The 25522-nt window shown below is 74.7% G+C and carries 25 protein-coding genes; 19 read left to right on the top strand and 6 right to left on the bottom strand.

What is annotated here, in order from left to right; genetic code table 11:
* Window positions 1-73: 73 nt before the first annotated feature.
* The 3 genes from ABT381_RS25965 to ABT381_RS25955 all read left to right on the top strand — a co-directional run bounded on the left by ABT381_RS25965 (window position 74) and on the right by ABT381_RS25955 (window position 3497).
* The gene (locus tag ABT381_RS25965; protein ID WP_351598864.1) at window positions 74-1162 is read left to right on the top strand and encodes an enolase C-terminal domain-like protein; all 1089 of its coding nucleotides are present in this window, start codon (window positions 74-76) and stop codon (window positions 1160-1162) included.
* Window positions 1163-1208: 46 nt separating this feature from the next.
* Window positions 1209-3095 carry a glycoside hydrolase family 15 protein gene (locus ABT381_RS25960; RefSeq protein WP_351598862.1) on the top strand — a complete coding sequence of 629 codons (1887 nt, stop codon included), beginning with the start codon at window positions 1209-1211 and terminating at the stop codon, window positions 3093-3095.
* Between the two features lie 69 nt (window positions 3096-3164).
* Window positions 3165-3497 carry a plasmid stabilization protein gene (locus ABT381_RS25955; RefSeq protein ID WP_351598860.1) on the top strand — a complete coding sequence of 111 codons (333 nt, stop codon included), beginning with the start codon at window positions 3165-3167 and terminating at the stop codon, window positions 3495-3497.
* Window positions 3498-3522: 25 nt separating this feature from the next.
* On the opposite strand, the gene guaD is transcribed toward ABT381_RS25955, so the two are convergent.
* Complete coding sequence (gene guaD / locus ABT381_RS25950; protein WP_351598858.1) at window positions 3523-4878, bottom strand: guanine deaminase; 1356 nt, start codon at window positions 4876-4878, stop codon at window positions 3523-3525.
* Between the two features lie 17 nt (window positions 4879-4895).
* Complete coding sequence (locus tag ABT381_RS25945; protein WP_351598856.1) at window positions 4896-5390, bottom strand: DUF5709 domain-containing protein; 495 nt, start codon at window positions 5388-5390, stop codon at window positions 4896-4898.
* A gap of 627 nt (window positions 5391-6017) precedes the next feature.
* Here ABT381_RS25945 and ABT381_RS25940 point away from each other — a divergent pair.
* Window positions 6018-7382 carry an MFS transporter gene (locus ABT381_RS25940; RefSeq protein WP_467754655.1) on the top strand — a complete coding sequence of 455 codons (1365 nt, stop codon included), beginning with the start codon at window positions 6018-6020 and terminating at the stop codon, window positions 7380-7382.
* Window positions 7383-7475: 93 nt separating this feature from the next.
* On the opposite strand, the gene ABT381_RS25935 is transcribed toward ABT381_RS25940, so the two are convergent.
* From ABT381_RS25935 to ABT381_RS25925, 3 genes are all read right to left on the bottom strand, one after another.
* Window positions 7476-8126: an HhH-GDP family DNA glycosylase gene (locus ABT381_RS25935; RefSeq protein WP_351598854.1), complete on the bottom strand. Its 651-nt coding sequence runs from the start codon at window positions 8124-8126 to the stop codon at window positions 7476-7478.
* A gap of 37 nt (window positions 8127-8163) precedes the next feature.
* A complete protein-coding gene (locus tag ABT381_RS25930; RefSeq protein WP_281179349.1) occupies window positions 8164-8283 on the bottom strand; it encodes an LPFR motif small protein in 120 nt (39 codons plus the stop codon).
* Window positions 8284-8346: 63 nt separating this feature from the next.
* A complete protein-coding gene (locus ABT381_RS25925) occupies window positions 8347-9267 on the bottom strand; it encodes a polysaccharide pyruvyl transferase family protein (protein WP_351598852.1) in 921 nt (306 codons plus the stop codon).
* A 146-nt stretch (window positions 9268-9413) separates the two neighbouring features.
* Here ABT381_RS25925 and ABT381_RS25920 point away from each other — a divergent pair, with 146 nt between their 5' ends.
* From ABT381_RS25920 to ABT381_RS25855, 14 genes are all read left to right on the top strand, one after another.
* Window positions 9414-10460: an NAD-dependent epimerase/dehydratase family protein gene (locus tag ABT381_RS25920; protein ID WP_351598850.1), complete on the top strand. Its 1047-nt coding sequence runs from the start codon at window positions 9414-9416 to the stop codon at window positions 10458-10460.
* A gap of 12 nt (window positions 10461-10472) precedes the next feature.
* The gene (locus ABT381_RS25915) at window positions 10473-12116 is read left to right on the top strand and encodes a carbamoyltransferase family protein (RefSeq protein ID WP_351598848.1); all 1644 of its coding nucleotides are present in this window, start codon (window positions 10473-10475) and stop codon (window positions 12114-12116) included.
* Window positions 12113-13171, top strand: a complete 1059-nt coding sequence (locus tag ABT381_RS25910) for a glycosyltransferase family 2 protein (RefSeq protein WP_351598846.1) — start codon at window positions 12113-12115, stop codon at window positions 13169-13171. The genes ABT381_RS25915 and ABT381_RS25910 overlap by 4 nt, the downstream gene beginning before the upstream one ends.
* Window positions 13168-13794 carry a D-glycero-alpha-D-manno-heptose-1,7-bisphosphate 7-phosphatase gene (locus tag ABT381_RS25905; protein ID WP_351598844.1) on the top strand — a complete coding sequence of 209 codons (627 nt, stop codon included), beginning with the start codon at window positions 13168-13170 and terminating at the stop codon, window positions 13792-13794. The genes ABT381_RS25910 and ABT381_RS25905 overlap by 4 nt, the downstream gene beginning before the upstream one ends.
* The gene (locus tag ABT381_RS25900) at window positions 13791-14798 is read left to right on the top strand and encodes a glycosyltransferase family 9 protein (RefSeq protein WP_351598842.1); all 1008 of its coding nucleotides are present in this window, start codon (window positions 13791-13793) and stop codon (window positions 14796-14798) included. The genes ABT381_RS25905 and ABT381_RS25900 overlap by 4 nt, the downstream gene beginning before the upstream one ends.
* Window positions 14795-15757: a glycosyltransferase gene (locus ABT381_RS25895; protein ID WP_351598840.1), complete on the top strand. Its 963-nt coding sequence runs from the start codon at window positions 14795-14797 to the stop codon at window positions 15755-15757. Before ABT381_RS25900 ends, ABT381_RS25895 begins: the two co-directional genes overlap by 4 nt.
* Window positions 15754-16983, top strand: a complete 1230-nt coding sequence (locus ABT381_RS25890; RefSeq protein WP_351598838.1) for a glycosyltransferase — start codon at window positions 15754-15756, stop codon at window positions 16981-16983. Before ABT381_RS25895 ends, ABT381_RS25890 begins: the two co-directional genes overlap by 4 nt.
* Window positions 16980-17606: a D-sedoheptulose-7-phosphate isomerase gene (locus ABT381_RS25885; RefSeq protein ID WP_351598836.1), complete on the top strand. Its 627-nt coding sequence runs from the start codon at window positions 16980-16982 to the stop codon at window positions 17604-17606. The genes ABT381_RS25890 and ABT381_RS25885 overlap by 4 nt, the downstream gene beginning before the upstream one ends.
* On the top strand, window positions 17603-19093 hold the full coding sequence (rfaE2, locus tag ABT381_RS25880; protein ID WP_351598834.1) for a D-glycero-beta-D-manno-heptose 1-phosphate adenylyltransferase: 1491 nt from the start codon (window positions 17603-17605) through the stop codon (window positions 19091-19093). Before ABT381_RS25885 ends, rfaE2 begins: the two co-directional genes overlap by 4 nt.
* The gene (locus ABT381_RS25875) at window positions 19093-20220 is read left to right on the top strand and encodes a glycosyltransferase family 9 protein (RefSeq protein WP_351598832.1); all 1128 of its coding nucleotides are present in this window, start codon (window positions 19093-19095) and stop codon (window positions 20218-20220) included. The genes rfaE2 and ABT381_RS25875 overlap by 1 nt, the downstream gene beginning before the upstream one ends.
* Complete coding sequence (locus tag ABT381_RS25870; RefSeq protein WP_351598830.1) at window positions 20217-21170, top strand: glycosyltransferase family 2 protein; 954 nt, start codon at window positions 20217-20219, stop codon at window positions 21168-21170. Before ABT381_RS25875 ends, ABT381_RS25870 begins: the two co-directional genes overlap by 4 nt.
* A complete protein-coding gene (locus ABT381_RS25865) occupies window positions 21167-22126 on the top strand; it encodes a glycosyltransferase family 2 protein (RefSeq protein WP_351598828.1) in 960 nt (319 codons plus the stop codon). Before ABT381_RS25870 ends, ABT381_RS25865 begins: the two co-directional genes overlap by 4 nt.
* 136 nt (window positions 22127-22262) lie before the next feature.
* Window positions 22263-22811 carry a type 1 glutamine amidotransferase domain-containing protein gene (locus ABT381_RS25860; RefSeq protein ID WP_351598826.1) on the top strand — a complete coding sequence of 183 codons (549 nt, stop codon included), beginning with the start codon at window positions 22263-22265 and terminating at the stop codon, window positions 22809-22811.
* A gap of 45 nt (window positions 22812-22856) precedes the next feature.
* A complete protein-coding gene (locus tag ABT381_RS25855) occupies window positions 22857-24041 on the top strand; it encodes a zinc-dependent alcohol dehydrogenase (protein WP_351598824.1) in 1185 nt (394 codons plus the stop codon).
* A 36-nt stretch (window positions 24042-24077) separates the two neighbouring features.
* On the opposite strand, the gene ABT381_RS25850 is transcribed toward ABT381_RS25855, so the two are convergent.
* The gene (locus ABT381_RS25850) at window positions 24078-25040 is read right to left on the bottom strand and encodes a threonine/serine dehydratase family protein (protein WP_351598822.1); all 963 of its coding nucleotides are present in this window, start codon (window positions 25038-25040) and stop codon (window positions 24078-24080) included.
* Between the two features lie 199 nt (window positions 25041-25239).
* Here ABT381_RS25850 and ABT381_RS25845 point away from each other — a divergent pair, with 199 nt between their 5' ends.
* A complete protein-coding gene (locus ABT381_RS25845; protein WP_351598820.1) occupies window positions 25240-25515 on the top strand; it encodes a hypothetical protein in 276 nt (91 codons plus the stop codon).
* Window positions 25516-25522 lie beyond the last annotated feature (7 nt).

Genomic DNA, 25522 nt, shown 5'->3' with positions numbered 1-25522 from the left:
CCGGCCCGGCCCGTGCTGCCGAAAATCCCCTGTTTGCCCCCCCGCCCCCCCGGGGGGCGCGGGCCCCCGGTGTTTGGGGGGGGGGCGGGGGGAAACCCCCCCCCCCCCCGACGCCCCGGAGGGCGACGGCACCCTCACCTGGAACTCCACGACGCTGGTGCTGGTCACCGTGCGCTCCGGCGGCGCCACCGGCTTCGGGTACACCTATGGCGCGCCCGCCACCGCACAGGTCGTCAGCGGCCAGCTGGCGGACGTGGTGACCGGGCGCTGCGCCTTCGATGTGCCGGGCGCCAACGAGGCGATGAGCCGGGCCGTCCGCAACGCGGGGCGGCCCGGCCTCATCGCCGGCGCCATCTCGGCCGTCGACCTCGCGCTGTGGGACCTCAAGGCCCGGCTGCTGGACCTGCCCCTGGTACGGCTGCTCGGGGCGTGCCGGGCGGAGGTCCCCGTGTACGGGAGCGGCGGCTTCACCACGTACGACGCGGGGCAGCAGGAGCGCCAGCTGCGGCACTGGGTCGAGGAGCAGGGCATCCCGCGCGTCAAGATCAAGATCGGTGAGTCGTGGGGCACCGCGCCGTGGCGGGACGCCGAGCGCGTCACCGCGGCCCGCCGCGCCATCGGCGACACCACCGACCTCTACGTCGACGCCAACGGCGGCTACTCCCGCAAACAGGCCGTCCGCGTCGCGGCTCACCTCGCGAGCCAGGGCGTCACCTGGTTCGAGGAACCGGTCTCCTCCGACGACCTCACCGGGCTCGCACACATTCGCGCCGCCGTCACCCCCGACGTCACCGCCGGCGAATACGGCTACGCCCTGCCGTACTTCGGGCACATGCTGCGCGCCGACGCGGTGGACTGCCTGCAGGCCGACGCCACCCGCTGCGGCGGCCTCACCGTCTGGCTGCGCGCCGCCGCGCTCGCCGAGGCCGCCGGGCTGGACCTCTCGGGCCACTGCGCGCCGCACGTCCACGCCCACGCGGCCGCCGCCGTGCCCAACCTGCGCCACCTGGAGTGGTTCCACGACCACGTGCGCATCGAGAACCTGCTCTTCGACGGCGCCCTCGACCCGGCCGGCGGCAGCATCACGCCCGGCGCCGACGGCGCGCCGGGCCACGGGCTGACGCTCCGCGCCGACCTGGCCGAGCAGTACCGCACCGGCTGACCCGCGCCCGCCCGGTACGGAGCACTCCCGCACCCCACGGAGACCGATGACCGCCATCGAACTGCCCGAAAGCCACGCCTATCCGCCCCAGGTACTGCGCGACTACGCCGTGCTGGCCGACGGCGAGCGGGCGGCGCTGGTCGGCCCGCGCGGCGAGATCTGCTGGCTGTGCGCCCCGCGCTGGCACGACGAGGCGGTCTTCGCCACCCTCATCGGCGGGGGCGGGGTCTACGCGGTGACGCCGCGGGAGCGGTACGTGCCCGGCGGCCACTACGAAGGGGGCACGCTGATCTGGCGCAGCCGCTGGATCACCCAGAGCGGCATCGTCGAGTGCCGGGAGGCACTGGCGTACCCGGGCGACCCCGACCGCGTCGTCCTGCTGCGCCGGGTGCTGGCCTGCGAAGGCCCCGCCCGGCTGCGGGTCGTGCTGCACCCGCTGGCCGATTACGGCGCCGAGCCGCTGCGCGAGCCGCACCGCGACGAGCACGGCGTGTGGACCGCCCGGGCCGGCGGCCTGCACCTGCGCTGGACGGGCGGCGCGGAAGCCCGCCTCACGGACGAACCGGCGGACCCCGGCCCCGAAGCGGACCCCGGCACCGGTACCGGCTCCGGTACCGGCCGACACTTCGACCGCCGCCGCGCCACCCGCCTCGTCCTCGACCTGTGCCTGGACCCCGGCCGCCAGCACGACTTCGTGCTGGAGATCGGCCGCAGCGCGCCGGACGGCCCGCCACCGGAGCCCGACGCCGCCTGGGCCCGCACCGAACGGGCCTGGCAGGAGGCGGTCCCCGCGCTGGACCACACCGTCGCCGCCGCGGACGCCCGCCAGTCCTACGCCGTGCTGCGCGGCATGACCGGCGCGCGCGGCGGCATGATCGCGGCGGCCACCACCAGCCTGCCCGAACGCGCCGAAGAGGGCCGCAACTACGACTACCGGTACGTCTGGATCCGCGACCAGTGCTACGCGGGCCAGGCCATGGCGGCGGTGGGGCACTACCCGCTGCTCGACGCCGCCGTCGGCTTCATCGGCGCGCGGCTGCACGAGGACGGGCCCGGGATCACCCCCGCGTACACGGCCGACGGCGGACCCGTACCCGACCAGCGGGAACTGGACCTGGCCGGCTACCCCGGCGGCTACGACCGGATCGGCAACAAGGTCAACCGGCAGTTCCAGCTCGACGCCTTCGGCGAGGCGCTGCTGCTGTTCGCCGCCGCGGCCCGGGCCGGCCGGCTCGACGGCGACGGCTGGAAGGCCGCGGAGATCGCCGCGGACGCCGTCGCGCACCGCTGGCGGGAGCCGGACGCCGGCATCTGGGAACTGGACGCGCGCGCCTGGACGCACAGCCGCCTCATCTGCTCCGGCGGGCTGCGCGCGATGGCCGCGGCCGGGCCGCCGGGACCGCAGGCCCGCAAGTGGCGCGCGCTCGCCGACACCCTCCTCGACGCCACCACCGCCACCGCGCTGCACCCCGACGGCCACTGGCAGCGCGCCGCCGACGACCCGGCACTGGACGCGGCCCTGCTCATTCCGTCCCTGCGCGGCGCGCTGCCCGCCGACGACCCACGCACCCGCGCCACGCTGCGGGCCTACACCGAGCGCCTGACGGACCACCACTACGCGTACCGCTTCCGGCACGACGACCGGCCGCTGGAGGAGGCGGAAGGCGCCTTCGTGCTCTGCGGCTTCGTGATGGCGCTGGCGGAACACCAGCAGGGGAGGGAGATCGAGGCGTACCGCTGGTTCGAGCGCAACCGTGCCGCGTGCGGCACGGCCGGGCTGTACGCCGAGGAGTACGACATCACACAGCGTCAGTTGCGGGGCAATCTCCCGCAGTCCTTCGTGCACGCGATGATGCTGGAGTGCGCGGTCCGGCTGGCCGGCGCGGACGGCGTGCCCGAACGGCCCACCTCCTCTCGCGGCGCGCGGACGTGAGGAGTGGAGTGGAACGTGCCACCGGTCCGCACTCCCGGCGGGACGGGGCCGACCACAAGGAGACGTGACATGCCGCGAGGTTCCAGCAACAAGCGCGAGCGTCAGTACGAGCACATCAAGGAAGGCGCCGAGAAGCGGGGCACCTCGTCCGGGCGGGCGAAGGAGATCGCCGCGCGGACGGTGAACAAGGAGCGGGCGCGCTCCGGTGAGTCCAAGTCGGCGAGCAGGAGCTCCACGCAGGACACCAAGTCGGCGTCGCAGCGGGGCGGCCAGCGCTCCGGCAACCGCACGGGCTCCAAGGGACCGACGAAGGACCAGCTCTACAACGAGGCCAAGAAGAAGAACATCGACGGCCGCTCCTCGATGTCCAAGGACGAGCTGGCCAAGGCCCTCGGCCGCTGAGAGCCTGTGTCTGAACCCCGGCCGGTCACCGACCGCCCCGGCTGCCCCCGGCCGGTGCGGCGTCCCGGTCGTGGGCGCGCCGCCCCGCGACGTACGTGGCGCGCACCGCGCGGTCGTCGCCCATCGCCGCCAGGACGAACAGCAGCTCCTCGATGTCCTCGGCGCGCGCCGCGCGCCGGGCGAGCAGCGGAGTGGCCCGGGGATCGAGCACCACGAAGTCCGCTTCCTGGCCGGGCGCGAGGGAGCCGACGGTCTCCGCGAGGCCCAGCGCGGCGGCACCGCCCCGCGTGGCCAGGTAGTACGCCTGCACGGCGTCGATCGGGGCACCGCAGAGCGCGGCGGCCCTGTACGCCTCGTACGCCGTCGACAGCATCGAGAAGGTCGGGCCCGCGCCGACGTCCGTGCCGAGCCCGACGGTCACCGGGTGCGGGCCGCCCGCGGTCTCCCGCACCGGGAACAGCCCGCTGCCCAGCGCCAGGTTGGAGCCGGGGCAGTGGGCCAGCGCGGTGCCGGTGGCGGCGCAGCGGTCGCGCTCGGCGGGGGAGAGGTGGACGCCGTGGGCGAGGACCGCGCCCGGCCCGAGCAGCCCGTAGTGGTCGTACACGTCCAGGTAGCCGGCGCGCCCGGGGAAGAGCGAGCGGGCCCACTCGACCTCGTCGGGCGTCTCCGAGACATGGGTGTGCAGGAGCGTGCCGGGGTGTTCCCGCCACAGCGCGGCGGCCGCCTCCAGCTGTTCCGGCGTACTGCTGGGCGCGAAGCGGGGCGTGATCGCGTACTGGGCGCGCCCCTTGCCGTGCCAGCGGGCGAGCAGCGCCTTGGACTCCTCGTAACCCCGCTGTGCCGTGTCGAGCAGTGGGGCGGGCGCGTTGCGGTCCATCAGGACCTTGCCGCAGGCGATCCGCAGGTTCCGCCGGGCCGCTTCCTCGAACAGCGCGTCGGCGGACTCCGGATGGACGGAGCCGAAGACCAGCGCGGTGGTGGTGCCGTTGCGCAGCAGCGCGTCGCAGAAGACGGCGGCGGCCTCGCGGGCGTACCGGCCGTCGGCGAACCGCTCCTCCTCGGGGAACGCGCGCCGCTCCAGCCACCCCATCAGGTCGGCGCCGAACGCCGCCATGACGTCCGTCTGCACGCCGTGCACGTGGGTGTCGACGAACCCGGGGACGATGACGTGGTCCGGGTAGTGGGCGGGGCTGACGCCCGCGGGGAGCCGGTGGCGCAGCGCGGCGTACTCACCGGCCGCGGTGACCCGGCCGTCGGCGCAGATCAGCAGCCCGTCCGGCGCGTACGCGAACGCCTCGTCGCGGCCGGTGCGGAACGGATCGGCCGGGAAGCGGACGAGCGGTCCGCGTACGGCGGTGACGGCCGGAGCGTCCTCGGTCATGCCCTCTTTCCACCGTGTCAGGGCAGCGGCGGGGACTCGTCGTCGTTGACGTTCTCGTCGTCCACGATGTGCACCGCCGCCTCCTCGGCACCCGCGGCGCCGCCGTCGATGCCCACGTCCCGGGCGACGACGTCGTTGGCGTTCCGGCCGCGGTTCGGGAAGCCTTGGTCGCCGCCGACGATGCGCCCGGCGCGGTCCTCGCCCGCCTGCTCGTCCACCGGCTCGCCGTCGCTGTCCGGCTCGTCACCGATGCCGTCGCCGGCGGGCGGCGTCACGTCCGGCAGCTCCTTGTCCAGCCGCTCGTCCAGGCTCTCGCCTTCGCGCTGCTCGTTCGCCGTCGTGCCCGTCTGGTTCACCGCGAACGGCTTCTCCGGCGGCGAGTACCCCTCGTCCAGCTGCTGGTCGGCGTCGGGCTCGTCGAGGGCGTCCTCCATGTCGAGGTCGTCGGGCTTGGCCGACACGTCGTAGGCGGGCGGCTGGTACACCTCGTCACCCATCGCCTCGTCGGACATGGCCGCTCTCCTCTCCTGGACTGCCGTTCCGCGGGACCTCGCCGGTGTCTTCTCCGGCCGGTGCAGAACAACGGGTGCCCGTTTCTGCCCCACTGCACCCACCTTGCGGAACCGTCACACATCGTGCAAACGCAACGTCGGGCGGTCAGCGAGTACCCGTGTGTCACCGGCTCACCGCTCCTTGTGAGAATGCGCACCCACTCGGTGGAACCCTTGGGGCACAAGGGATCCGCGGCAGGGTGACGGCCATCGCACCCCGTACCCGTTTGATCGGCCGCACCGGTATGTGAAAGTCGAATCTTGTCGTGCCCGAGGCGTGCGCACTGCGTACTCCTTCCGGCCCGGCATCGACCGATTCTCGGCACCCCAGGCCCGCCACCGCACACAGCCGTGCCCGCGCGCCCGCCGAGCCGCTTTCCGAGCCTGACGGGCTCATCACGAAGTGTTCCGCTAGTGCCTTCTCCCGTCCTTGCTCCTGGCCGCGTCCCCGCGCAGGCGACCGCACCCGACAGTGCGACCGCCGCCGATTCCGCGGTCCCCGCCGACCCCGTCGCCGAGCCGGCCGATCCCGCCGGTGATCCACGGGGCGACAAAGCCCCCTCCGTCGTACGCCGGTACACCGCGAACCTGAAGTACCTCTTCGGGCGCGGCCGTACGGGCGGCGCCGGCGGCGACCACGCACCGTGGCGCTCGCTGCGCTACCGCAGCATGCGCTGGTGGTCGGTGGCCAACCTGGTCTCCAACGCCGGTACCTGGATGCAGCTGACCGTCCAGAACCTGCTGGTGCTGCAGCTCACCGGGTCCGCCGCCGCCACGGGGCTGTCGCTCTCCGTACAGGCCGGGCCCGGCCTCCTGATGGGCCTGTTCGGCGGCGCCGCCGTCGACCGCTGGCCCCGGAAGCTCACCGCCGCGGTGAGCCAGGCCGTCCTGGGGCTGGTCGCCTTCTCCACCGCCTTCCTGGTGGCGACCGACCAGCTCAACTACGGCGTGCTCATGGCGCTGTCCGCGGTCACCGGCCTGATCGCCACGGTCGACGGCCCCGCCACCGCGCTGCTCGGCAACGACCTCGTGCGCCGGGAGGACGTGCCCTCCGCCATCGCGGTCGGCTCGCTGGTGCACAGCGTGGGCCGGCTCGGCGGTACGGCGCTGGCCGGTGTGGCCGTCGGTGTCCTCGGCACGGGCGCCGCGTACGCCGCGAACGGCTTCTCCTTCCTCTTCGTCGCCGCGGTGATCCCCTTCCTGCGGCCGGTCAGCCAGGCGCTTCGTGGGTCCGGCGCCGACAAGGGCGGGACGAACGCACCGGTGAGCCTGGAGAAGGCCCCCAAGCCGGTCGCCGAGCCGGTCGCCGTCGACCCCGAGCCCGCCATGACCGCCCGCGAGGGCATGGCCTTCTTCATGCGCCGCCCGCGGCTGGTGGCGCTGGCCGTGATCACCGGCCTGAGCGCCGTCTTCGGCCGGAACTACCAGCTCACCCTGGCCGTCCTGGTCACCGGTCCGCTCAGCGCGGGCGCCGGCGCGTTCGGCACGGTCTCCTCCGTCCTGGCCGCCGGCGGCATCGTCGGCGCGATCCTCGCCGCACGGCTGCGCAAGCCCTCGGTCAAGCTCGTCGGCGCGCTCGCCGCCGCCGGTGCGCTGCTCCAGGTCGTCGCGGGGCTCTCGCCCTCGCTGATCTTCCTGCTGGTCCTCGTGCTGCCGATGTCGGTGGTGGAGTCGGTCTCCGACACCGCGGGCACGACGGTGCTGCAGACCGACCCGCCGGCGAACATGCGCGGCCGCGTGCTCGGCGTCTGGCGGAGCCTGAGCACGGGCTGGGGCCTGGTGGCCCCGCCGCTGCTCGGCCTCCTGATGGAGCAGGTCGGCGCGCGCGGCGCCCTGGTGGCCGGTGGCCTGATCATCGCGGCCGTGACCGGCCTGGGTGCACTGCTGCACGCCCGCAAGGGCACGATCCGGACCGCGCCGGTCACCGCGGCGGCCTACCGGACCGCCGCCTGACGGGACGGGCACGCACCCCGCACGCGCGAAGGGGCCGGGACTCATCCGAGTCCCGGCCCCTTCGCGTCGCTGTGACGTCTCCTGCTCGTCTCGCTATGAGGTCTCCTCCTGGACGTCCTCCACCACGGATTTCTCCAGCGCCGCCCGGACCAGGGCAGCGGCCAGCGTGGCGGTGTCGCCGGCGGACACCAGCCGCGCCAGCTCCTCCGGCTTCTTGGGCAGGCCCAGCCGCTCCGCGCCCTGCTGGGCCTTGCTGTCGATGTACGGAGCGAGGTCCGGCCACACGGCCTGGGCCTCGCGCAGGAAGATGTCCGCGCCGGCCGGGCCGAGCCCGGGCACCTTCTGCAGCAGCTCCTTCAGCCGGTCCACGTCCCCGCCGGCCTCGTCCCGCAGCCGCCGCAGATCACCGTGGTACTCGTCCAGCAGCAGCTGCGCGCCGTCCCCGAGCTGGGTGGACGTGCGCTCGTCGTACCGGCGGTAGCTGCCCCGGCCCAGCGCGTCGACCCGCTGCTGCCAGGTCGCGTCCCGCATGGACCGGGCGTCCCGCATCCCCGCCTCGAAGAGCTCGCGGGCCGCTGCCACCGCCACCGAGGCCCGGATGCGCGCGCTGAGCAGGCAGGACAGTACGAGCAGCTGGTACAGCGGCTGCGGGGTGTCGCGGAGCGTGATGCCCGCCTCCGCGGCATAGGTCTGCCCGTGCGTCTCCAGCAGGGCCTGTACGGTCTTCCGCCGGTCCGCCGTCATGGCCTCGCACTCCTCCGTGAGAGCTGTCCGCGCCGGTTCAGTGGGCGCCCCGCGAGGCGCCGCCGAAGAGCCGGGCGAGCGCACGGAAAGGCAGGGTGACCACGGCGGCAATGGTGCTGCCGATGGCCCGCAGCACGTCGGCGATGGCGCTGAGCACGATTCCTCCTCATATCAGGGGGACTGTTCCTGTCCCTCGGGTTACCGGAATCGCGGAACGTAATCATGGCCGGTGGGACACGCGGGCCCGCTCCATCAGCCGCGCCCGCCGCCCCGCCGCCGCGCGGCCCGCGGGGGAGAGGCACCACTCCCACCACCGGTCCAGCGCCTTCGGCGTCACCTCGTCCGCCGGGACCACGGCGGGCCAGCGCAGCGCCCGCGCCTGGGCGCTCACCTTCGCGCCGCCCAGTACGGGATCGACGGCCAGTACCGGCGTGCCCGCGCGCAGCCCCAGCACCATGCCGTGCAGCCGGTTGGTGACCACGGCGTCGAGCCGGGCGGCGAGCCCCATGAACTGCTCCGGCGTCGCGCAGTGCCGCCAGTCGTCGATGGCGAGCCGGGTGTCGGCGGCCACCCGTGTGCAGTCCAGCCGGGTGAGCCACTCGATCAGCTGTCCGCCGACCGTGTCGTGCCGCCGCCGCTCCGCGTACTCGCCCTGCCCGTACGTCAGCACCACCCCGGCCAGGGGTGGCACGGGGTGCAGCGGGGCCGTGGCGGCCAGGTCCACAGAGGGCGCGGCGGCCGGCTCGTCCCGGGCGAAGACCCGGTCGAAGCCGGTCACCGCGGGGTCTTCGGGGTCGATGACGCTCACGCCGACGGCGAGCCGCCGACAGGCGCTGAACTGCCGGTGCAGTCGCCGCAGTTGCTCCCCGTGCGCCGGTCCGCAGGTGAAGACGACATGGCCGTACGCGGCGGGGTCCGCGGCGTCCAGCGGCATGCGTTCCGGTGCGAAGCCGCGGCTCCAGGCGGTGTCGTGCGCGATGCCGCACGCCGTGAGCGCCTGGGAGACCCGGCGCTGGGCCAGCGCGTCGCCGACCGTGACCTCGCCGTCGTCGAAGCTGAACCACCCGGTCAGCAGCGTCCGTCCGGGTCCTCCGGGACGGGCGAGCAGGTCGTCGGTCAGGGCGTTGAGGGGCTCTCGCATGCCGTGCTCCTTTGCGTTGTCGCGCACTCAAGAGGCGTACCCCGGCCGTCGCCGGTAGAACGGACGCAGATGTGTAAAAGCATGGAAATGGGACACTCGAGGTCCGTGCCACCCAGTGCCATGCCGCACGGAAAGGAGGACGACGCGTGACTGCCCTGCCCTTGCAACCGACGTGGCGGCGTGCCGTCGTGACCGGAGGTGCCGGCTTCCTCGGTTCGCACCTCTGCGAACGCCTGCTGGAGAGCGACGTCGAGGTCGACTGCGTGGACAACCTGTGCTCGGGGTCGATGGAGAACATCGAGCACCTGCTCGGCCGCCCCGGCTTCCGCTTCCTGGACCGGGACGTCTGCCTCCCGCAGTGCGTGGACGAACTCCGCGGCCCCTACGACCTGGTCCTGCACTTCGCGTGCCCCGCCTCACCCGCCGACTACCTCCGGATGCCTCTGGAGACGCTCGACGTCGGGAGCCTCGGGACGCGGAACGCCCTGGCCATCGCGCACCGCGACAGCGCACGCCTCGTCCTCGCCTCCACCTCCGAGGTGTACGGCGACCCCCTCATGCACCCGCAGCGCGAGGACTACTGGGGGAACGTCAACCCGGTCGGCCCGCGCAGCGTGTACGACGAGTCCAAGCGGTTCTCCGAGGCGCTGGTGACCGCGCACGTCGGAGCCAAGGGCACCAACGCCGGCATCGTGCGGATGTTCAACACCTACGGCCCGCGGATGCGCGCCCACGACGGCCGGGCGGTCCCGACGTTCATCTGCCAGGCGCTGGCCGGCGAGCCGCTGACCGTGGCCGGCAGCGGCGAGCAGACCCGCTCGCTGTGCTACGTCGACGACACGGTCGACGGCATCCTGCTGGTGGCCGCGAGCCGGGCGGTACGCCCTGTCAACATCGGCGGCGGTGAGGAGACACCCATCGCCGAGATCGCGCACCGCATCATCGCGCTGACCGGCTCCCGGTCGGAGCTGCGGTACATCGAACGGCCCGAGGACGACCCCGAACGGCGGCGGCCCGACACCACGCTGGCCCGCGAGATGTTCGGCTGGGAGCCGAAGGTCGCGTGGGAGGAAGGCATCAAGCGCACCATCGGCTACTTCGCGAGCCGCGACCCCCGCGAACGGCTCACCGCGCAGCCGGCAGCGGCCCCTCCCGCCCATGCCGCCCCGCCCGAAGAAGCCCCGCACCCGTGAACGGATCACTCCATGCGCGTCCTTGGTGTCAACGCTCTCTTTCACGACCCCGCAGCAGCCCTCGTCATCGACGGCACGACCGTCGCGGCCGCGGAGGAGGAACGGTTCAGCCGTCGTAAGCACGGCAAGCGCCCGGTCCCCTTCTCCGCCTGGGAACTGCCCGAGCTCTCCGCCCGCTGGTGCCTGGAACAGGCCGGCCTGACCCCCGCGGACCTCGACGCCGTCGCCTACTCCTACGACCCCGAACTCTCCCGTCCCGCCGAGGCGATGGGCCTGGACGACCCCTGGGACCACCTCCGCCAGGAGTACGCCCGCCGGGCACCGGAGTTCCTCGCCGAGGCGCTGCCCGGCCTGAAGCCCGAACGCGTCCGCTTCGTGGCCCACCACGTCGCCCACGCGGCCTCCGCCGGGCTCGCCTCCCCGTACGACGACAGCGCCGTCCTGGTCCTCGACGGCCGGGGCGAGTGCGCCTCGCACCTCGCGGGCGCCTACTCCGACGGCGAGCTGAAGGTCCTCGCGGCCCAGGAACTCCCGCACTCCCTCGGCCTGTTCTACGAAGAGCTCACCGACCACCTCGGTTTCCTGCGCAGCAGCGACGAGTACAAGGTGATGGCGCTCGCCTCCTACGGCACGCCCCGCTTCCGCGACCAGCTGCGCGAGTACGTCTACGCCGATGGCACCGGCGGCTACGTCGCCGAACACGTGCCCTGGGAGCGGATGGTGCCGCGCCGGCTCGCGGGGCGCCGGATCACCAGTGACCACGCCGACCTCGCCGCCAGCGCCCAGGCGTGCCTGGAGGACATGACGCTCGACCTCGGCCGCTGGCTGCACGAGAAGACCGGCCGGCGGACCCTGTCCCTGGCCGGCGGCGTCGCGCTGAACTGCGTGGCCAACTCCCGGCTGTACCGGGACGGCCCGTACGAGGACATCTGGGTCCAGCCCGCCGCCGGTGACGCCGGCACGGCGCTCGGCGCCGCGCTGCACGTCGCCCAGGAGCAGGAAGCGGCCCCCGTCTCCCCGATGCCGACCGCGGCGCTCGGCCGCGGCTGGTCCGACGAGGAGCTGCGGGCCGTCCTGGAGGAGGCCGCCGTACCGTACGAGGAGCCCGACGACATCGCCGAGACGGTCGCCGAGGAGCTGGCGAACAACGGCATCGTCGCCTGGTACCAGGGCCGCAGCGAGTACGGCCCGCGCGCGCTCGGCCACCGCTCCCTGCTCGCGCACCCCGGGCACCCCGACAACCTGGAACGGCTCAACGCCGTGAAGGGCCGCGAGGAGTTCCGGCCCGTCGCGCCGATGGTCCTGGAGGACCGGGCGGCCGAGCTGTTCGAGGGCGGGCCGCTGCCCAGCCCGTACATGCTCTTCGTGCACGACGTCCGCGAGCCGTGGCGCGCGAAGATCCCCGCCGTGGTGCACGTCGACGGCACGGCCCGCGTGCAGACCGTCGAGGAGCGCACCGAACCGCTGGTGGCCCGGATGCTGGCGGCCTTCGACCGGCGCACCGGCATCCCCGTCGTGGTCAACACCAGCCTGAACACGGCGGGCCGCCCCATGGTCGACAGCCCGCGCGAGGCGCTGGAGTGCTTCGGCAGCGCGCCGGTCGACCTGCTGGCCATCGGGCCGTTCGCGGTCCGCCGGGGGAGGGCGTTCGCATGACACCACCCGACACCCCCGCGAGTACCGCGACCGGCACCGCGGACCCCGTCCACCGCGCCGCCGGAGCGGAGGTCTCCTACGCCGTTGTGATACCGACCCTCGGCAGGCCCTGTCTGACGGACTGCCTGCGGGCCCTCGCCGAGGCCGGCGAGCCGTGGCCCGACCAGGTGGTACTGGTCGACGACCGGCCCGAGCCCGGGGAGCCGCTGCCGCTGGAGGCCGCGGGCCCGCTGCGCGACCGCGTCCGTACGACGGCCACCGGCGGGCGCGGCCCGGCCGCAGCCCGCAACGCCGGCCTGGCCGCCGTCGGCACGCCCTGGGTCGTCTTCCTCGACGACGACGTGCGGGTGACGCCCGACTGGAGCCGCCGGCTCACCGCCGACCTGGCGGCGGCGGACGTCCGCACCGGCGGCGTGCAGGGCCGCATCCACGTGCCGCTCGACGCAGGCCGGCGCCACACCGACTGGGAGCGCGGCACCGCTGGGCTGGAAGGCGCCGCCTGGGCGACCGCCGACATGGCCTACCGCAGCGCGGCGCTCCGCGACGTCGGCGGCTTCGACGAGCGGTTCCCGCGCGCCTTCCGCGAGGACGCCGACCTGGCGCTGCGCGTACTGGACGCGGGCTGGGTCCTGCGCCGCGGCGAGCGCGTCACCCACCACCCGGTACGCCCCGCCGACCGCTGGGTCTCCGTACGTGTCCAGCGCGGCAACGCCGACGACGCCCTGATGCGGCGGCTGCACGGCGGCGACTGGTGGCACCGGGCCGACGCGCCGCGCGGCCGGCTCGCCCGGCACGCCGCCATCACCGCCGCCGCGACGGCGGCGGCAGCCCTGGCGCTGGCCCGCCGCCCGCGTGCCGCCGCGCTCGCCGGGTCCCTGTGGGCGCTCGGCACCGCCGAGTTCGCCTGGGCCCGCATCGCCCCGGGCCCGCGCACCCGGCACGAGGTCACCACCATGCTCTGCACCAGCGCGGTGATCCCGCCGCTCGCCGTCGCCCACCGGCTGCGCGGCGAGCTGGCGCACCGGCGCGCGGCGGCCTGGCGAGGTGCCGCATGAGCGATCCGCGCCACGACGACACGCTTCCGGCGGGGGATACGTCCGGCGGGCGGCACGAGCGGCCCGCCGCCGTCCTCTTCGACCGGGACGGCACGCTCATCGAGGACGTGCCCTACAACAGCGACCCGCGGCTGGTCCGCGTGCTGCCCGGCGTGCCCGAAGCGCTCCGGCTGCTGCGCGCCGCCGCCATCCCGACCGCCGTCGTCAGCAACCAGTCGGGCGTGGGCCGCGGCCTGCTGACCGAGAATCAGGTCCGCCTGGTGAACGCCCGGGTGGACGACGCCCTCGGCGGCTTCGGCACCTGGGTGTACTGCCCGCACCACCCGGAGGACGGGTGCCACTGCCGTAAGCCCAAGCCCGGCCTGGTCATCGAGGCGGCCCGCCGGCTCGCCGTACCGGCCGAGAAGTGTGTGGTGATCGGGGACATCGGCGCCGACGTGCTGGCCGCGCAGGCGGCCGGTGCCCGCGCCGTCCTCGTACCGAACGCCGTCACCCGCGCCGAAGAGGTGACCGCCGCGCCGCACACCGCGCCCGACGTGCTCAGCGCCGTACGGCAGCTGCTCGGCCACGGCCCGGAGACCGCGCCCGTCCCCGCCGCCGAGACCTGGGGGTGGGACCGATGAGGTCACTCGTGGTACGCCTCGACAGCTTCGGCGACGTGCTGCTGGCCGGCCCGGCCGTCCGGGCCGTCGCCGCACACTCCTCGCACGTCACGATGGTGTGCGGGCCGCGCGGCGAGGACGCGGCGCGGATGCTGCCCGGGGTCGACGAGGTACTGGTGTGGGAGGCGCCCTGGGAGGGCTTCAGCCCGCCGAGCGTCGAGGACGCGGACGTGCACGGCCTGATCCGCCGGGTGCGTGACGGCGCGTACGACACGGCCCTCATCCTCACCTCCCACCATCAAAGTCCGCTGCCCGCCGCCCTGTTGCTGCGGATGGCGCACGTCGGCCGTATCGGCGCCGACAGCCGCGACCACCCCGGCCGGCTGCTGGACGTACGCCACCGGCGGCTGCCGGGCCGGCACGAGGCCGAGGCCGCGCTCGACACCGCCGCCGCGCTCGGCTTCGTCCCCGAGCCCACCGACGACGGCCGGCTGCGCGTGCTGCCGCCGCCGGACACCGTGGGCCTCACCGGCAACGGCCCCTACGTCGTGGTGCACCCCGGCGCCAGCGCGCCGGCCCGCGCCTGGAGCCCGTACCGCTGCGCCGAGGCGGTCGCCGCGCTGGCCGACGCGGGCCACCGCGTCATCGTCACCGGCGGGCCTGATGAGACCGAGCTGACCCGTGAGGTCAGCGGCACCGTGGCGCGCGACCTCGGCGGCCGCACCGACCCCCGCGGGCTGGCCGGAGTGCTGCGCTCCGCCGACGTCGTGGTCAGCGGGAACACCGGGCCCGCGCACCTGGCGGCGGCCGTCGGCACGCCCGTCGTGTCGCTGTTCGCTCCCGTGGTACCCGCCGAGCGGTGGGCGCCGTACGGAGTGTCGACGATCCTCCTCGGCGACCAGCAGGCGCCGTGCGCCGGGACCCGTGCGCGGCACTGCCCGCAGCCAGGACACCCCTGCCTGGACGACGTCACCGCGACCGACGTGGTGCTCGCCGTGCAGAAACTGCTCAAGGAGAGCACATGAACATCCTCATCTGGCATGTGCACGGCTCCTGGATCACCGCATTCGTCCAGGGGGCGCACACCTACCTGGTCCCGGTGACGCCGGACCGCGGCCCGGACGGCCTGGGCCGCGCCCGTACCTGGGACTGGCCGGCCTCCGTCCAGGAACTCTCCCCGGAGCAGCTGCGCGAGGCCGACATCGACCTGATGGTCCTGCAACGCCCGCACGAGGCGGAGCTGGCGTACGAATGGACCGGGCGGCGCCCGGGACGCGACGTGCCCGCGGTCTACGTCGAGCACAACAGCCCGCACGAGACGCCCGTGGACACCCGCCACCCGCTCGCCGACCGCGATGACATCCCGCTCGTCCACGTCACCCACTTCAACCGGCTGATGTGGGACAACGGCCGCGCCCCGACCACCGTCGTGGAACACGGCATCATCGACCCGGGCCCGCGCTGGACCGGCGAGGAGCAGCGCGCCGCCGTCGTCGTCAACGAACCGGTGCGGCGCGGCCGTACCACCGGTACCGACCTGCTGCCGCGGTTCGCCGCCGCGGCGCCGCTGGACGTCTTCGGCATGCGCACCGAGGGGCTGGCCGGCCATCTGGGCCTGCCGCCGGACCGGTGCCGCACCCGTGACCTGCCGCAGGAGGAGCTGCACACGGCGCTGGCCCGCTGCCGGGTGTACGTCCACCCGATCCGGTGGACCTCGCTCGGGCTCTCGCTGCTGGAAGCCATGTTTCTCGGGATGCCCGTCGTGGCACTGGACACCACCGAGGTACGCGAGGCCGTCCCCGAGGGGGCCGGCGTGGTCTCGAACCGGCTGGAGACGCTGACCGACGCGGTCCGCGGCTTCGTCGCCGACCGGGACCTCGCCGAACGGACGGGCCGGGAAGCGAGGGCCGCCGTACAGGCCCGCTTCGGGGTGGGGCGCTTCCTGGACGACTGGGATCAACTCATGAAAGAGGTCACGCGATGAAGCACGCAGCATCCGCGCCCCACGTCGCCATGGTCTCCGAGCACGCCAGCCCGCTGGCCGCACTCGGCGGCCCGGACGCGGGCGGTCAGAACGTGTACGTGGCACAGCTCGCCCGGCACCTCGTCCGCCGCGGGCACGACGTCACGGTCTACACCCGGCGTGACGATCCCGCACTGGCGCACACGGTCACCACCCGCGACGGCTTCAAGGTCGTGCACGTGCCGGCAGGCCCCCCGGCCCCCGTGCCGAAGGACGAACTGCCCGCGCACATGCCGGAGTTCGGCCGCTACCTGGCGCGTACGTGGGCCGCGGCGCCGCCCGGCCTCGTGCACGCGCACTTCTGGATGTCGGGCACGGCGGCCCTGGCCGGCGCCCGCGAACTGGGCATCCCCGTCGTCCAGACCTACCACGCGCTCGGCACCGTCAAGCGGCGCTACCAGGGCTCGGACGACACCAGCCCGCCCGAGCGCATCGAGACCGAGGCCCGCATCGGCAGAACGTGCCGCCGCGTCCTCGCGACCTGCTCCGACGAGGTCGGCGAGCTGCTCGCGATGGGCATCCCGCGCGACCACGTACGCGTCGTGCCGTGCGGCGTGGACACCACCCACTTCGCGCCCGTACCCGACGCCCGGCGCCCCGACGCGCCCAAACGGCTGCTCGCCGTCGGCCGGCTCGTCCCCCGCAAGGGCTTCGACCGGGCCATCCGCGCCCTGGCCGGCATCCCGGACGCCGAACTGCTCATCGCCGGCGGGCCCGAGGAGCCGCTGCTCTTCGACGACCCGGAGGCGAACCGGCTGCGCAAGGTGGCCGAGGAGCACGGCGTGAGCGAGCGGGTACGGCTGCTGGGCCGGGTCTCGCACGACGAGATGCCGGCACTGATGTCCAGCGCCGACCTGGTGCTCTCGCTGCCGCGCTACGAGCCGTTCGGCATCGTCCCCATCGAGGCGATGGCCTGCCGCACCCCGGTGGTCGCCACCGCCGTCGGCGGACACCTCGACACGGTCGTCGACGGGGTCACCGGCGTCCTCGTCCCGCCGGTCGAGGAACACGGCCTGGACCGGATCATCCGGAACCTGCTGGACGACCCCGAACTGCTCGCCCGCCTCGGCGCCGCGGGCCGCGAACGCGCCCTGGACCGCTACACCTGGGACCGCGTCGCCCAAGGCGTCGCCGCCGTCTACGACGGCCTGCTCTCCGTACCCGCACTCTCGGGGGTGGCCCGATGACCGCACTCGACGACGGCCGGCACTGCGACGAACTGCAGGACGCGCTGGCCCGCTTCCGCGCTTCCGCCTCCCGCATCGAATCCTGGGGCTGCCGCCTGGCCGACCGGCTGGGCCGGGGCGCCCGTCTGCTGGTCGCCGGCAACGGCGGCAGCGCGGCCCAGGCGCAGCACCTCACCGCCGAACTCGTCGGCCGGTACCGCGAGGACCGCCCGGCCTACTCGGCGCTCGCGCTGCACGCCGACACCTCCTCCACCACCGCCATCGCCAACGACTACGGCGTGCAGGAGGTGTTCGCGCGGCAGACCCGCGCCCACGGCCGCCCCGGCGACATCCTGCTGCTGATGTCCACCAGCGGCGCCAGCGCCAACCTGCTGACCGCCGCCACCGAGGCCCGCCGCATCGGCATGACCGTCTGGTCGCTGACCGGGCCGGCCCCCAACCCGCTGGAGGCGGCCGGGGACGAGGCGCTGTGCGTGGACGCGCCGGTGCCCGCCACCGTCCAGGAACTCCACCTGGTCGCCGTCCACATGATCTGCGAGGCGTTCGACCGGACCGTCGCCCGGCAGGACGGCGCCGTACGCCAGGAACCGGTCCTGGACACCGTACGGGTGGAGGAAGCATGAGCCGTACCGCGCCGCTGCTCGTCGTCGGCGACAGCCTGCTCGACCACGATCTGTCCGGGCGCGCCGAACGCCTCGCGCCCGACGCGCCGGTGCCTGTACTGAAGGGCCTGCGCCGCACCGTCCGGCCGGGCGGCGCGGCGCTCGCCGCCTGCCTGGCCGCCGAGGACGGCCGCGAGGTCACCTTCGTCACCGCGCTCGGCGACGACGAGACCAGCCGTACCCTGCGCCGGCTGCTCTCCGACCGGGTCCAGCTGGTCGAACTCCCGCTGTCGGGCGCGCTGTCCAGCAAGACGCGGCTGATGGCACGGGACCGCCCGCTGCTGCGCCTGGACGAGGGCGACGGCCGGGCGGGCGGCGCGACGGAGGAGGCCGAGCGGGCCATCGCCGCCGCGGGCGCCGTGCTCGTCGCGGACTACGGCCGGGGCACCGCCGACGCGGTACGCGGAGCGCTCGCCCGCGCCGCCCGGCACGTACCCCTGGTCTGGGATCCGCACCCCAACGGGCAGCCGCCCGTCCCGGGCGTGAAGCTGGCCACCCCGGCTGCGGCCGAGGCGCGCGCCTTCGCCACGGTGCTCGCCGAGGAGGCCCGGCCGGCCGTGACCCGTACTCGCCGGGGCGGCGCGGGCGACGAGCCGGCCGCCGACGGCGCGCGCGTACAGCTCGCCCAGGCCGCATCCGACGCCCGTACGCTGCTGCGGTCCTGGAAGGCCGCCTCGGTGGCGGTGACGATGGGGGAGCGCGGCGCGCTGCTGACGCACGGCGAGGCGCCCATGCTGGTGCCCGCACCGTGGAGCGCGCAGGGCGACGCCTGCGGCGCCGGGGACTGCTTCGCCGCCTGCGCCGCCGGGCTGCTGGCCGACGAGGCGCTGCCCGAGGACGCCGTGCAGGGCGCCGTCCACGCGGCCACGCAGTTCGTCGAGGACGGCGGCGCACACGGCTTCACCACCCACTTCACCTCCGCCGCCGCACCGCAGGGCGGCGGCGAGAGCGCCGCCGAACTCGCGGCCCGGGTACGCGCGGCGGGCGGCACCGTCGTCGCGGCCGGCGGCTGCTTCGACCTGCTGCACGCCGGGCACGTCGCGCTGCTGCAGGCCGCCCGCCGGGCCGGCGACTGCCTCATCGTGTGCCTGAACTCCGACGCCTCCGTACGCCGCCGCAAGGGCGACGAACGGCCCATCGTGCCCGCCGCCGACCGGGTACGCGTCCTCCAGGCGCTCGGCTGCGTCGACGCCGTCACCGTCTTCGAACAGGACACCCCCGAGCAGGTACTCCAGGAACTGCGCCCGCACATCTGGGTCAAGGGCGGCGACTACGCCCTGACCCGGATGCCGGAGACGGAGGTACTGGAGGGCTGGGGCGGCCAGGTCATGCTGCTGCCGTACCTGGACGGGCGGTCCAGCACCAAGCTCGCCGAGCGCGCCGCAGGACGGCTCGCCGAGCCGCACGGCGACCCGCTGCCCGGCGCCGCGGCCGACAGGGTGGTGTGATGACCTCCGCCGCCGTACCGACCGGGCCCGCCTCGCCCCGCCCCCGCCTGCTGGTGCTGCGCGCGCTGGGCCTGGGCGACCTGCTGGCCGGGGTGCCCGCGCTGCGCGCCGTACGCCGGCACTTCCCCGGCCACGCGATCGTGCTCGCCGCACCGCCGGGCCTGACCGACGCGGCGCTGGCCACCGGCGCCGTGGACGCCGTGCTCGCCGCGCAGGCACCGTCCCGCGGCGTGCCCTCGCTGCGGCACTGGCCGGGCGCGCCCCCCGATGTCGCCGTCGACCTGCACGGCAACGGCCCGGCCAGCGCCGACGTGCTCGCGGAGCTGCACCCCGGACGGCTCATCGCGTACGCGGCCCGGGACTCGCCCGCCGCCGCGCTGGGCGTCTGGGAGCGCGGCGAGCACGAACGCACCCGCTGGTGCAGCGTCCTCGGCGCGTACGGCATCCCCGCCGACCCCGAGGACTACCGCATCCCGGCCCCCGAGGAGCCCTCCGCCGCACCGGGCGCCGTGGTCATCCACCCCGGGGCCGACGCCGGTTCCCGCCGCTGGCCGGCCCGCCGCTTCGGCGCGGTCGCCGCCCGGCTGCGCGCCGCCGGGCGGCGGGTGGTGGTGCTCGGCGGCCCGGGGGAGGAGGACCTGACCCTCACCGTCGCGGAGGCCGCCGGGCTCGGGCCCGGCGAAGTCCTCACCGGCGGGCTGCCGTTCGCCGAGCTGTCCGCGCTGGTCGCGCACGCCGCCGTGCTCGTCAGCGGCGACACCGGCACCGCGCACCTGGCCGTCGCGCACGGCACACCCTCGGTGACCCTCTTCGGGCCGGTACCGCCGCGCCTGTGGGGCCCGCCGCCCAGCGACCGGCACACCGCCCTGTGGCACCCGGGCCCGCCCGGCGACCCGCACGGCACCGAGCCCGACCCGCTGCTGCTGCGGATCGGCGTGGACGAGGTACTGGAAGCCGTGCTCTGGCACGACCGCGAGGTCACGCCCATGCCCCGCGCCACCGAGGCCGGCGGCACGCCGTCCGGCCGCGCCCGGCTGCGGCGCAGGCTCCGGGCCCCCGGCGCGGTCCCGTACCACAGCGCACCCGGCGCGGCCCGGCCCCGGACCACCGGGGAGGCCCGCCCATGACCGCCGACCAGCACGCCGTCTCCGGGCTCGCCGGGGACAGCGCGCAGCGCCCGGCCCGTACCACCGTCGCGATCATCACCCGCAACCGCCGCAACGGGGTCCTGCATACTCTCGACCGGCTCGCCGAACTCCCCGAGCGGCCCCCGGTGATCGTCGTGGACAACGGCTCCGACGACGGCACCGCCGACGCCGTACGCGCCCACCCGGCCGGCGCCGAAGTGCTGTGCCCCGGCCGCAACACCGGCGCGCTCGGCCGGACCCTCGCGGTGCGGCACGCCCGTACCCCCTATGTCGCGTTCAGCGACGACGACTCCTGGTGGGCCCCCGGCGCCCTGACCACCGCGGCCCGGCTCCTGGACGACCATCCGGACCTCGGACTGGTGGCGGCGCGCACCCTCGTCGGGCCCGACAACGCCGAGGACCCGCTGAACGCCGTGCTCGCCGACTCGCCGCTGCCGGCGTCCGACCGGTTCCCGGGCACGCCCGTCCTCGGCTTCCTGGCCTGCGCCGTCGTCGTCCGCCGCAGCGCCTACCTCGACGTCGGCGGCTACCACCCGCTGCTCTTCTTCGGTGCCGAGGAGACGCTGCTCGCCTACGACCTGGCGGCGGCGGGCTGGGGCGTGACGTACACCCCCGAGCTCACCGCCCACCACCACCCGGACGCCGCCGCCAAGCCCGGCAGGTCCCCGCTGCTGCAACGCAACGAAGCGCTCACCGGCTGGCTGCGCCGCCCGCTGCGCGTCGCCCTGCGCCGCACCGCCACGCTGGCCGGCGCGGCAGCCCGCGGCGAACCGGGCGCCGCGGCCGCTCTGTTGGGCCTGCTCGCCCGCATCCCGCCCGCACTCACCCGGCGCCGGCCGCTGCCCGCCGACGTGGAACACGCCATCGGCCTCCTGGAGCGCCCGGCCCGCACACCGTCCTCCGTACGACCAGGGACACACCAGCCATGACACACCACGAGGGGAACGACACCGCGCTCGACACCGCGGACACCGCCGACCAGGTGGCCGGGCCGGACGGCCGCACGACCGTCGTGGTCATCACCCACAACCGCCGCGCCGAACTCCTGCGCACGCTCCGCTCGTTGCGCGCGCTGCCGGAACGGCCGCCGGTCATCGTCACGGACAACGGCTCCACCGACGGCACGGCGGAGGCGGTGGCGCGGGAGTTCCCCGAAGTGCGGCTGCTGCGTCCGGGCCGCAACCTCGGTGCCGTCGGCCGCAACCTCGCCGTCCACTTCGCCGGCACGCCCTACGTGGCGTTCTGCGACGACGACACCTGGTGGGACCCCGGCGCCCTGCGGCACGCGGCGGACGTCCTCGACGCCCGGCCCCGGCTCGCCGCCGTCACCGCCCGCATCGTCGTGGAACCGGCCGGGACCGAGGACCCGGTGGTCGCCGAGCTGCGCGACTCCCCGCTGTCCGGCCCCGACTGGCTGCCGGGCCCCGCGCTCGGCTCGTTCCTCGCGGCCGCGACCGTGCTGCGCACCGAAGCATTCCGCGAGGGCGGCGGATTCCACCCGGGGCTGTGGCTGGGGGGCGAGGAGGAGCTGCTGGCCACGGACCTCATCGAGCGCGGCTGGTGGCTCGCGTACGACGCACGGCTGACGATCCATCACGCGGCGTCCACCGCCCGGGACAGTACCGAGCGGCGGGTACTGGGGCTGCGGAACACACTGTGGTTCACCTGGCTGCGCAGGCCGCTGCTGCCCGCGGTGCGGCGCACGGCGCACCTGGCACGCACCGTCCCGCACGACCGTGCCTCGCTGCGCGCCTTCGGGCACGCACTGGCCGGGCTGCCCTGGGTACTGCGGCAGCGGGCCGCCGTCTCCGCCGGTACGGAGGCGCGGATCGCGGCACTGGAGGAGGCGCGGCGGGGGTCCGGGGCACGGCGGTACGTGGGGTGAACCGGAAGCGGTGGCGCGGCGCGTTCGGCCCAGCTCGACACGCATGGTCCGGCACCACCGTGGAACCCTGGACAAGGCACCCATACCACCCCGTTATTCCGATCATTCCGAGCATTTTCGTGAGGACGTGAGCGCAATGCAGGTCGCATTCCTGGTGGCCCCCGAAGGCGTCGAGCAGGTCGAGCTGACGGAGCCGTGGCAGGCCGTGAAGGACGCCGGGCACACCCCGCGGCTGGTCTCCACCAAGGCCGGGCAGATCCAGGGGTTCAACCACCTCGACAAGGCCGACACCTTCGACGTCGACTCCACCGTCGGCGAGGCGCGGGTCGAGGACTACGGCGGCCTCGTGCTGCCCGGCGGCGTCGCCAACCCCGACTTCCTGCGCATGGACGAGAAGGCCGTCGCCTTCGCCAAGGGCTTCTTCGACGCGGGCAAGCCCGTCGCCGCCATCTGCCACGCCCCCTGGACGCTGGTCGAGGCCGACGTGGTGCGCGGCCGCACCCTGACCTCCTGGCCCAGCCTGCGGACCGACATCCGCAACGCCGGCGGCACCTGGGTCGACGAGCAGGTCAAGGTCTGCACCGGCGGCCCCAACACGCTGATCACCAGCCGCAAGCCGGACGACCTGAGCGCCTTCAACGGCGCGCTGGTCAAGGAATTCACCGCCCAGGACCACCGGTCCTGAGCGCCCCCCACTCCTGACACAGCTCGTTCCGAGCAGGAGGCAGCGATGCGCGCCCTCACCTGGCACGGGAAGCGGGACGTACGGATCGACACCGTCCCCGACCCGAAGATCCAGGATCCGACCGACGTGCTGGTGAAGATCACCTCCACCGGCATCTGCGGTTCGGACCTGCATCTGTACGAAGTACTCGGCCCCTTCCTGGAGCCCGGTGACATCCTCGGCCACGAGCCGATGGGCGTCGTCGAGGAGATCGGCTCCGAGGTGACCAGGCTCAAGCCGGGGGACCGGGTCGTCGTGCCCTTCAACGTCTCCTGCGGCACCTGCTGGATGTGCTCCCAGGGCCTGCACTCGCAGTGCGAGACCACCCAGGTCCGGGAGCGCGGCAAGGGCGGCTCCCTCTTCGGCTACACCAAGCTGTACGGCCAAGTGCCGGGCGGCCAGGCGGAGTTCCTCCGGGTGCCGTTCGCCGATCAGCTGCCGATCAAGGTCCCGCACGGGCCACCGGACGACCGTTTCGTCTACCTCTCCGACGTGCTGCCCACCGCGTGGCAGGCGGTGGAGTACGCGGACGTCCCGCCTGGCGGCACCGTCACGGTCCTCGGCCTCGGCCCGATCGGCGACATGGCCTGCCGGATCGCGCTGCACCGCGGCGCCTCGAAGGTCATCGGCGTGGACCTGGTACCGGACCGCCTCGCGCGGGCGCGGGACCGCGGCGTGCACACCCTGGACCTCAACGAGTTCGGCAAGCACACCGCCGACGAGATCCGCCGGCTCACCGACGGCCGGGGCACCGACGCCGTCATCGAGGCGGTCGGCATGGAGGCGCACGGCACGCCAGGCGCGAAGCTCGCCCAGCAGGCCGTCGGGCTGCTGCCGAGCCCGGTGGCCGAGAAGATCACCGAACGCGCCGGGGTGGACCCGATGGCGGCCCTGAACACCGCGATCGACGCGGTCCGCCGGGGCGGCACCCTCTCCATCTCCGGCGTCTACGGCGGCAACGTCGACCCGCTGCCGATGCTGACCATGTTCGACAAGCAGCTCCAGATCCGGATGGGACAGGCGAACGTCCGCCGCTGGGTGGACGACATCCTCCCGCTCCTCGACGACGCGGACGTCCTCGGCGTCGAGGACTTCGCCACCCACCGGCTCCCCCTGGAGGAGGGCCCCGAGGCGTACGCCACCTTCCAGGCCAAGCGGGACGGCATGGTCAAGACACTGCTGCAGCCGTGAGGGCCGCAGCCGTGAGGTGACGCCGCGCCCGGGGCGTCAGTGCGGCAGGCCGAATTTCTCGGCCCAGCGCATGACGTCGCCGGTCGCGGCGTTCCCGCCGCACAGCACCAGCCCGATGCGGGCCTCGTCCCCGACCCGCTCGACCACCTGACGGGCCGCCGGCAGCAGACAGCCGGCGGCCGGCTCGGCCCAGACCTTCGCGTGCTCCGCGAGGTCCAGGACGCCCTGCACCGCCTCCCGGTCCGGCACCACCAGCACCTCGTGCACCAGCTCCGCGACATGGTCGTACGTGAGCTGCGAGGCGGCCGGGGCGCTCAGCGTGGACACGATCGAGGACAGCTCGACGGGCACCGGGCCGCCCGCGGCGAGCGCCTCGGACATCGCCTGCGCCCCCTCGGTCTCCACACCCCAGACCCGCACCCCGGGGCGGCGCGCGCGCAGCGCCGCCGCGACGCCCGCGATCAGCCCGCCGCCCCCGATACTGACCAGCACGTCCGTCAGCTCGCCCGCGTCCTCCGCCAGCTCCAGGCCCACGGTGCCCTGGGCGGCCACCACCACCGGGTCGTCGAAGGGGTGCACCAGCGTCAGGCCGTCCGCCTCCAGCTCCGTGACCAGCTTGAAGGCGCCCTCCATGTCGTCGGTGAGCTGTACCGAAGCGCCGGCCGCCGTGGCGATGTCGACGGCACGCGCGGGCGCGGAGCGCGGCATCACCACGGTCGCCTTCAGCCCCAGCACCCCGGCCATCACGGCCAGCCCGATGCCGTGGTTGCCGCCGCTCACCGCCACCACGCCGGCCGCGCGGTCCGCCTCGCTCAGCGACAGCAGCTTGGCCGTCGCCCCGCGCGCCTTGAAGGAGCCGGTCCGCTGCAGCAGTTCCAGCTTGGCGGTGACGGGCGCGCCGAGCAGCGCGGTCAGGCCGGGACTGGACACCGTCGGAGTCCGCACGCCGTACTCGGCGATCCGGTCGGCCACTGCCTCGATGTCCGCGATGCCGATCACGGCACCCTCCCTCTCCGTCGGCGTCCACTCCGCTGCCACCTGCTGTTACGCAGGCGGCCAGTGCACCGACCCTACAACTGGCGGGTGGGCTTCGACGGGCGGTGGCCGACGTCCGGACACCGGCGCGTACCGGCCGGTACGCAACCTTTCCCGCCGCTCGGCGGTCTCTCAGGCACGCACCACGACCCGGGAGCCGCGCATGACCGGTACGCGCCTGATCGTCAGCCTCATCGGCGCCGTCCTCGCCCTGTGGGGCCTCGTCATCTACGGACAGGCGGGGACCGCGTCCGACCCCGCCGTGTACGACCGCCAACGCCCCCTGCTCGTACAGGAGATCACCGACGAGACCGAGGCGTCGGCCGGCGCCGACACCGAGCTCGCCCGGCAGGACGAGCGGCTCGGCATCGGCATGGCCGGCGGCGGCGTGCTGATCGCGGCGGCGCCCTGGGTGAGCCGCCGCCACGCCCGGCGGTGACGCCGCC

The sequence above is a fragment of the Streptomyces sp. NPDC000151 genome, assembly GCF_040301705.1.
GTDB lineage: Bacteria > Actinomycetota > Actinomycetes > Streptomycetales > Streptomycetaceae > Streptomyces.
This window is presented reverse-complemented; position numbering and strand designations above follow the sequence as displayed.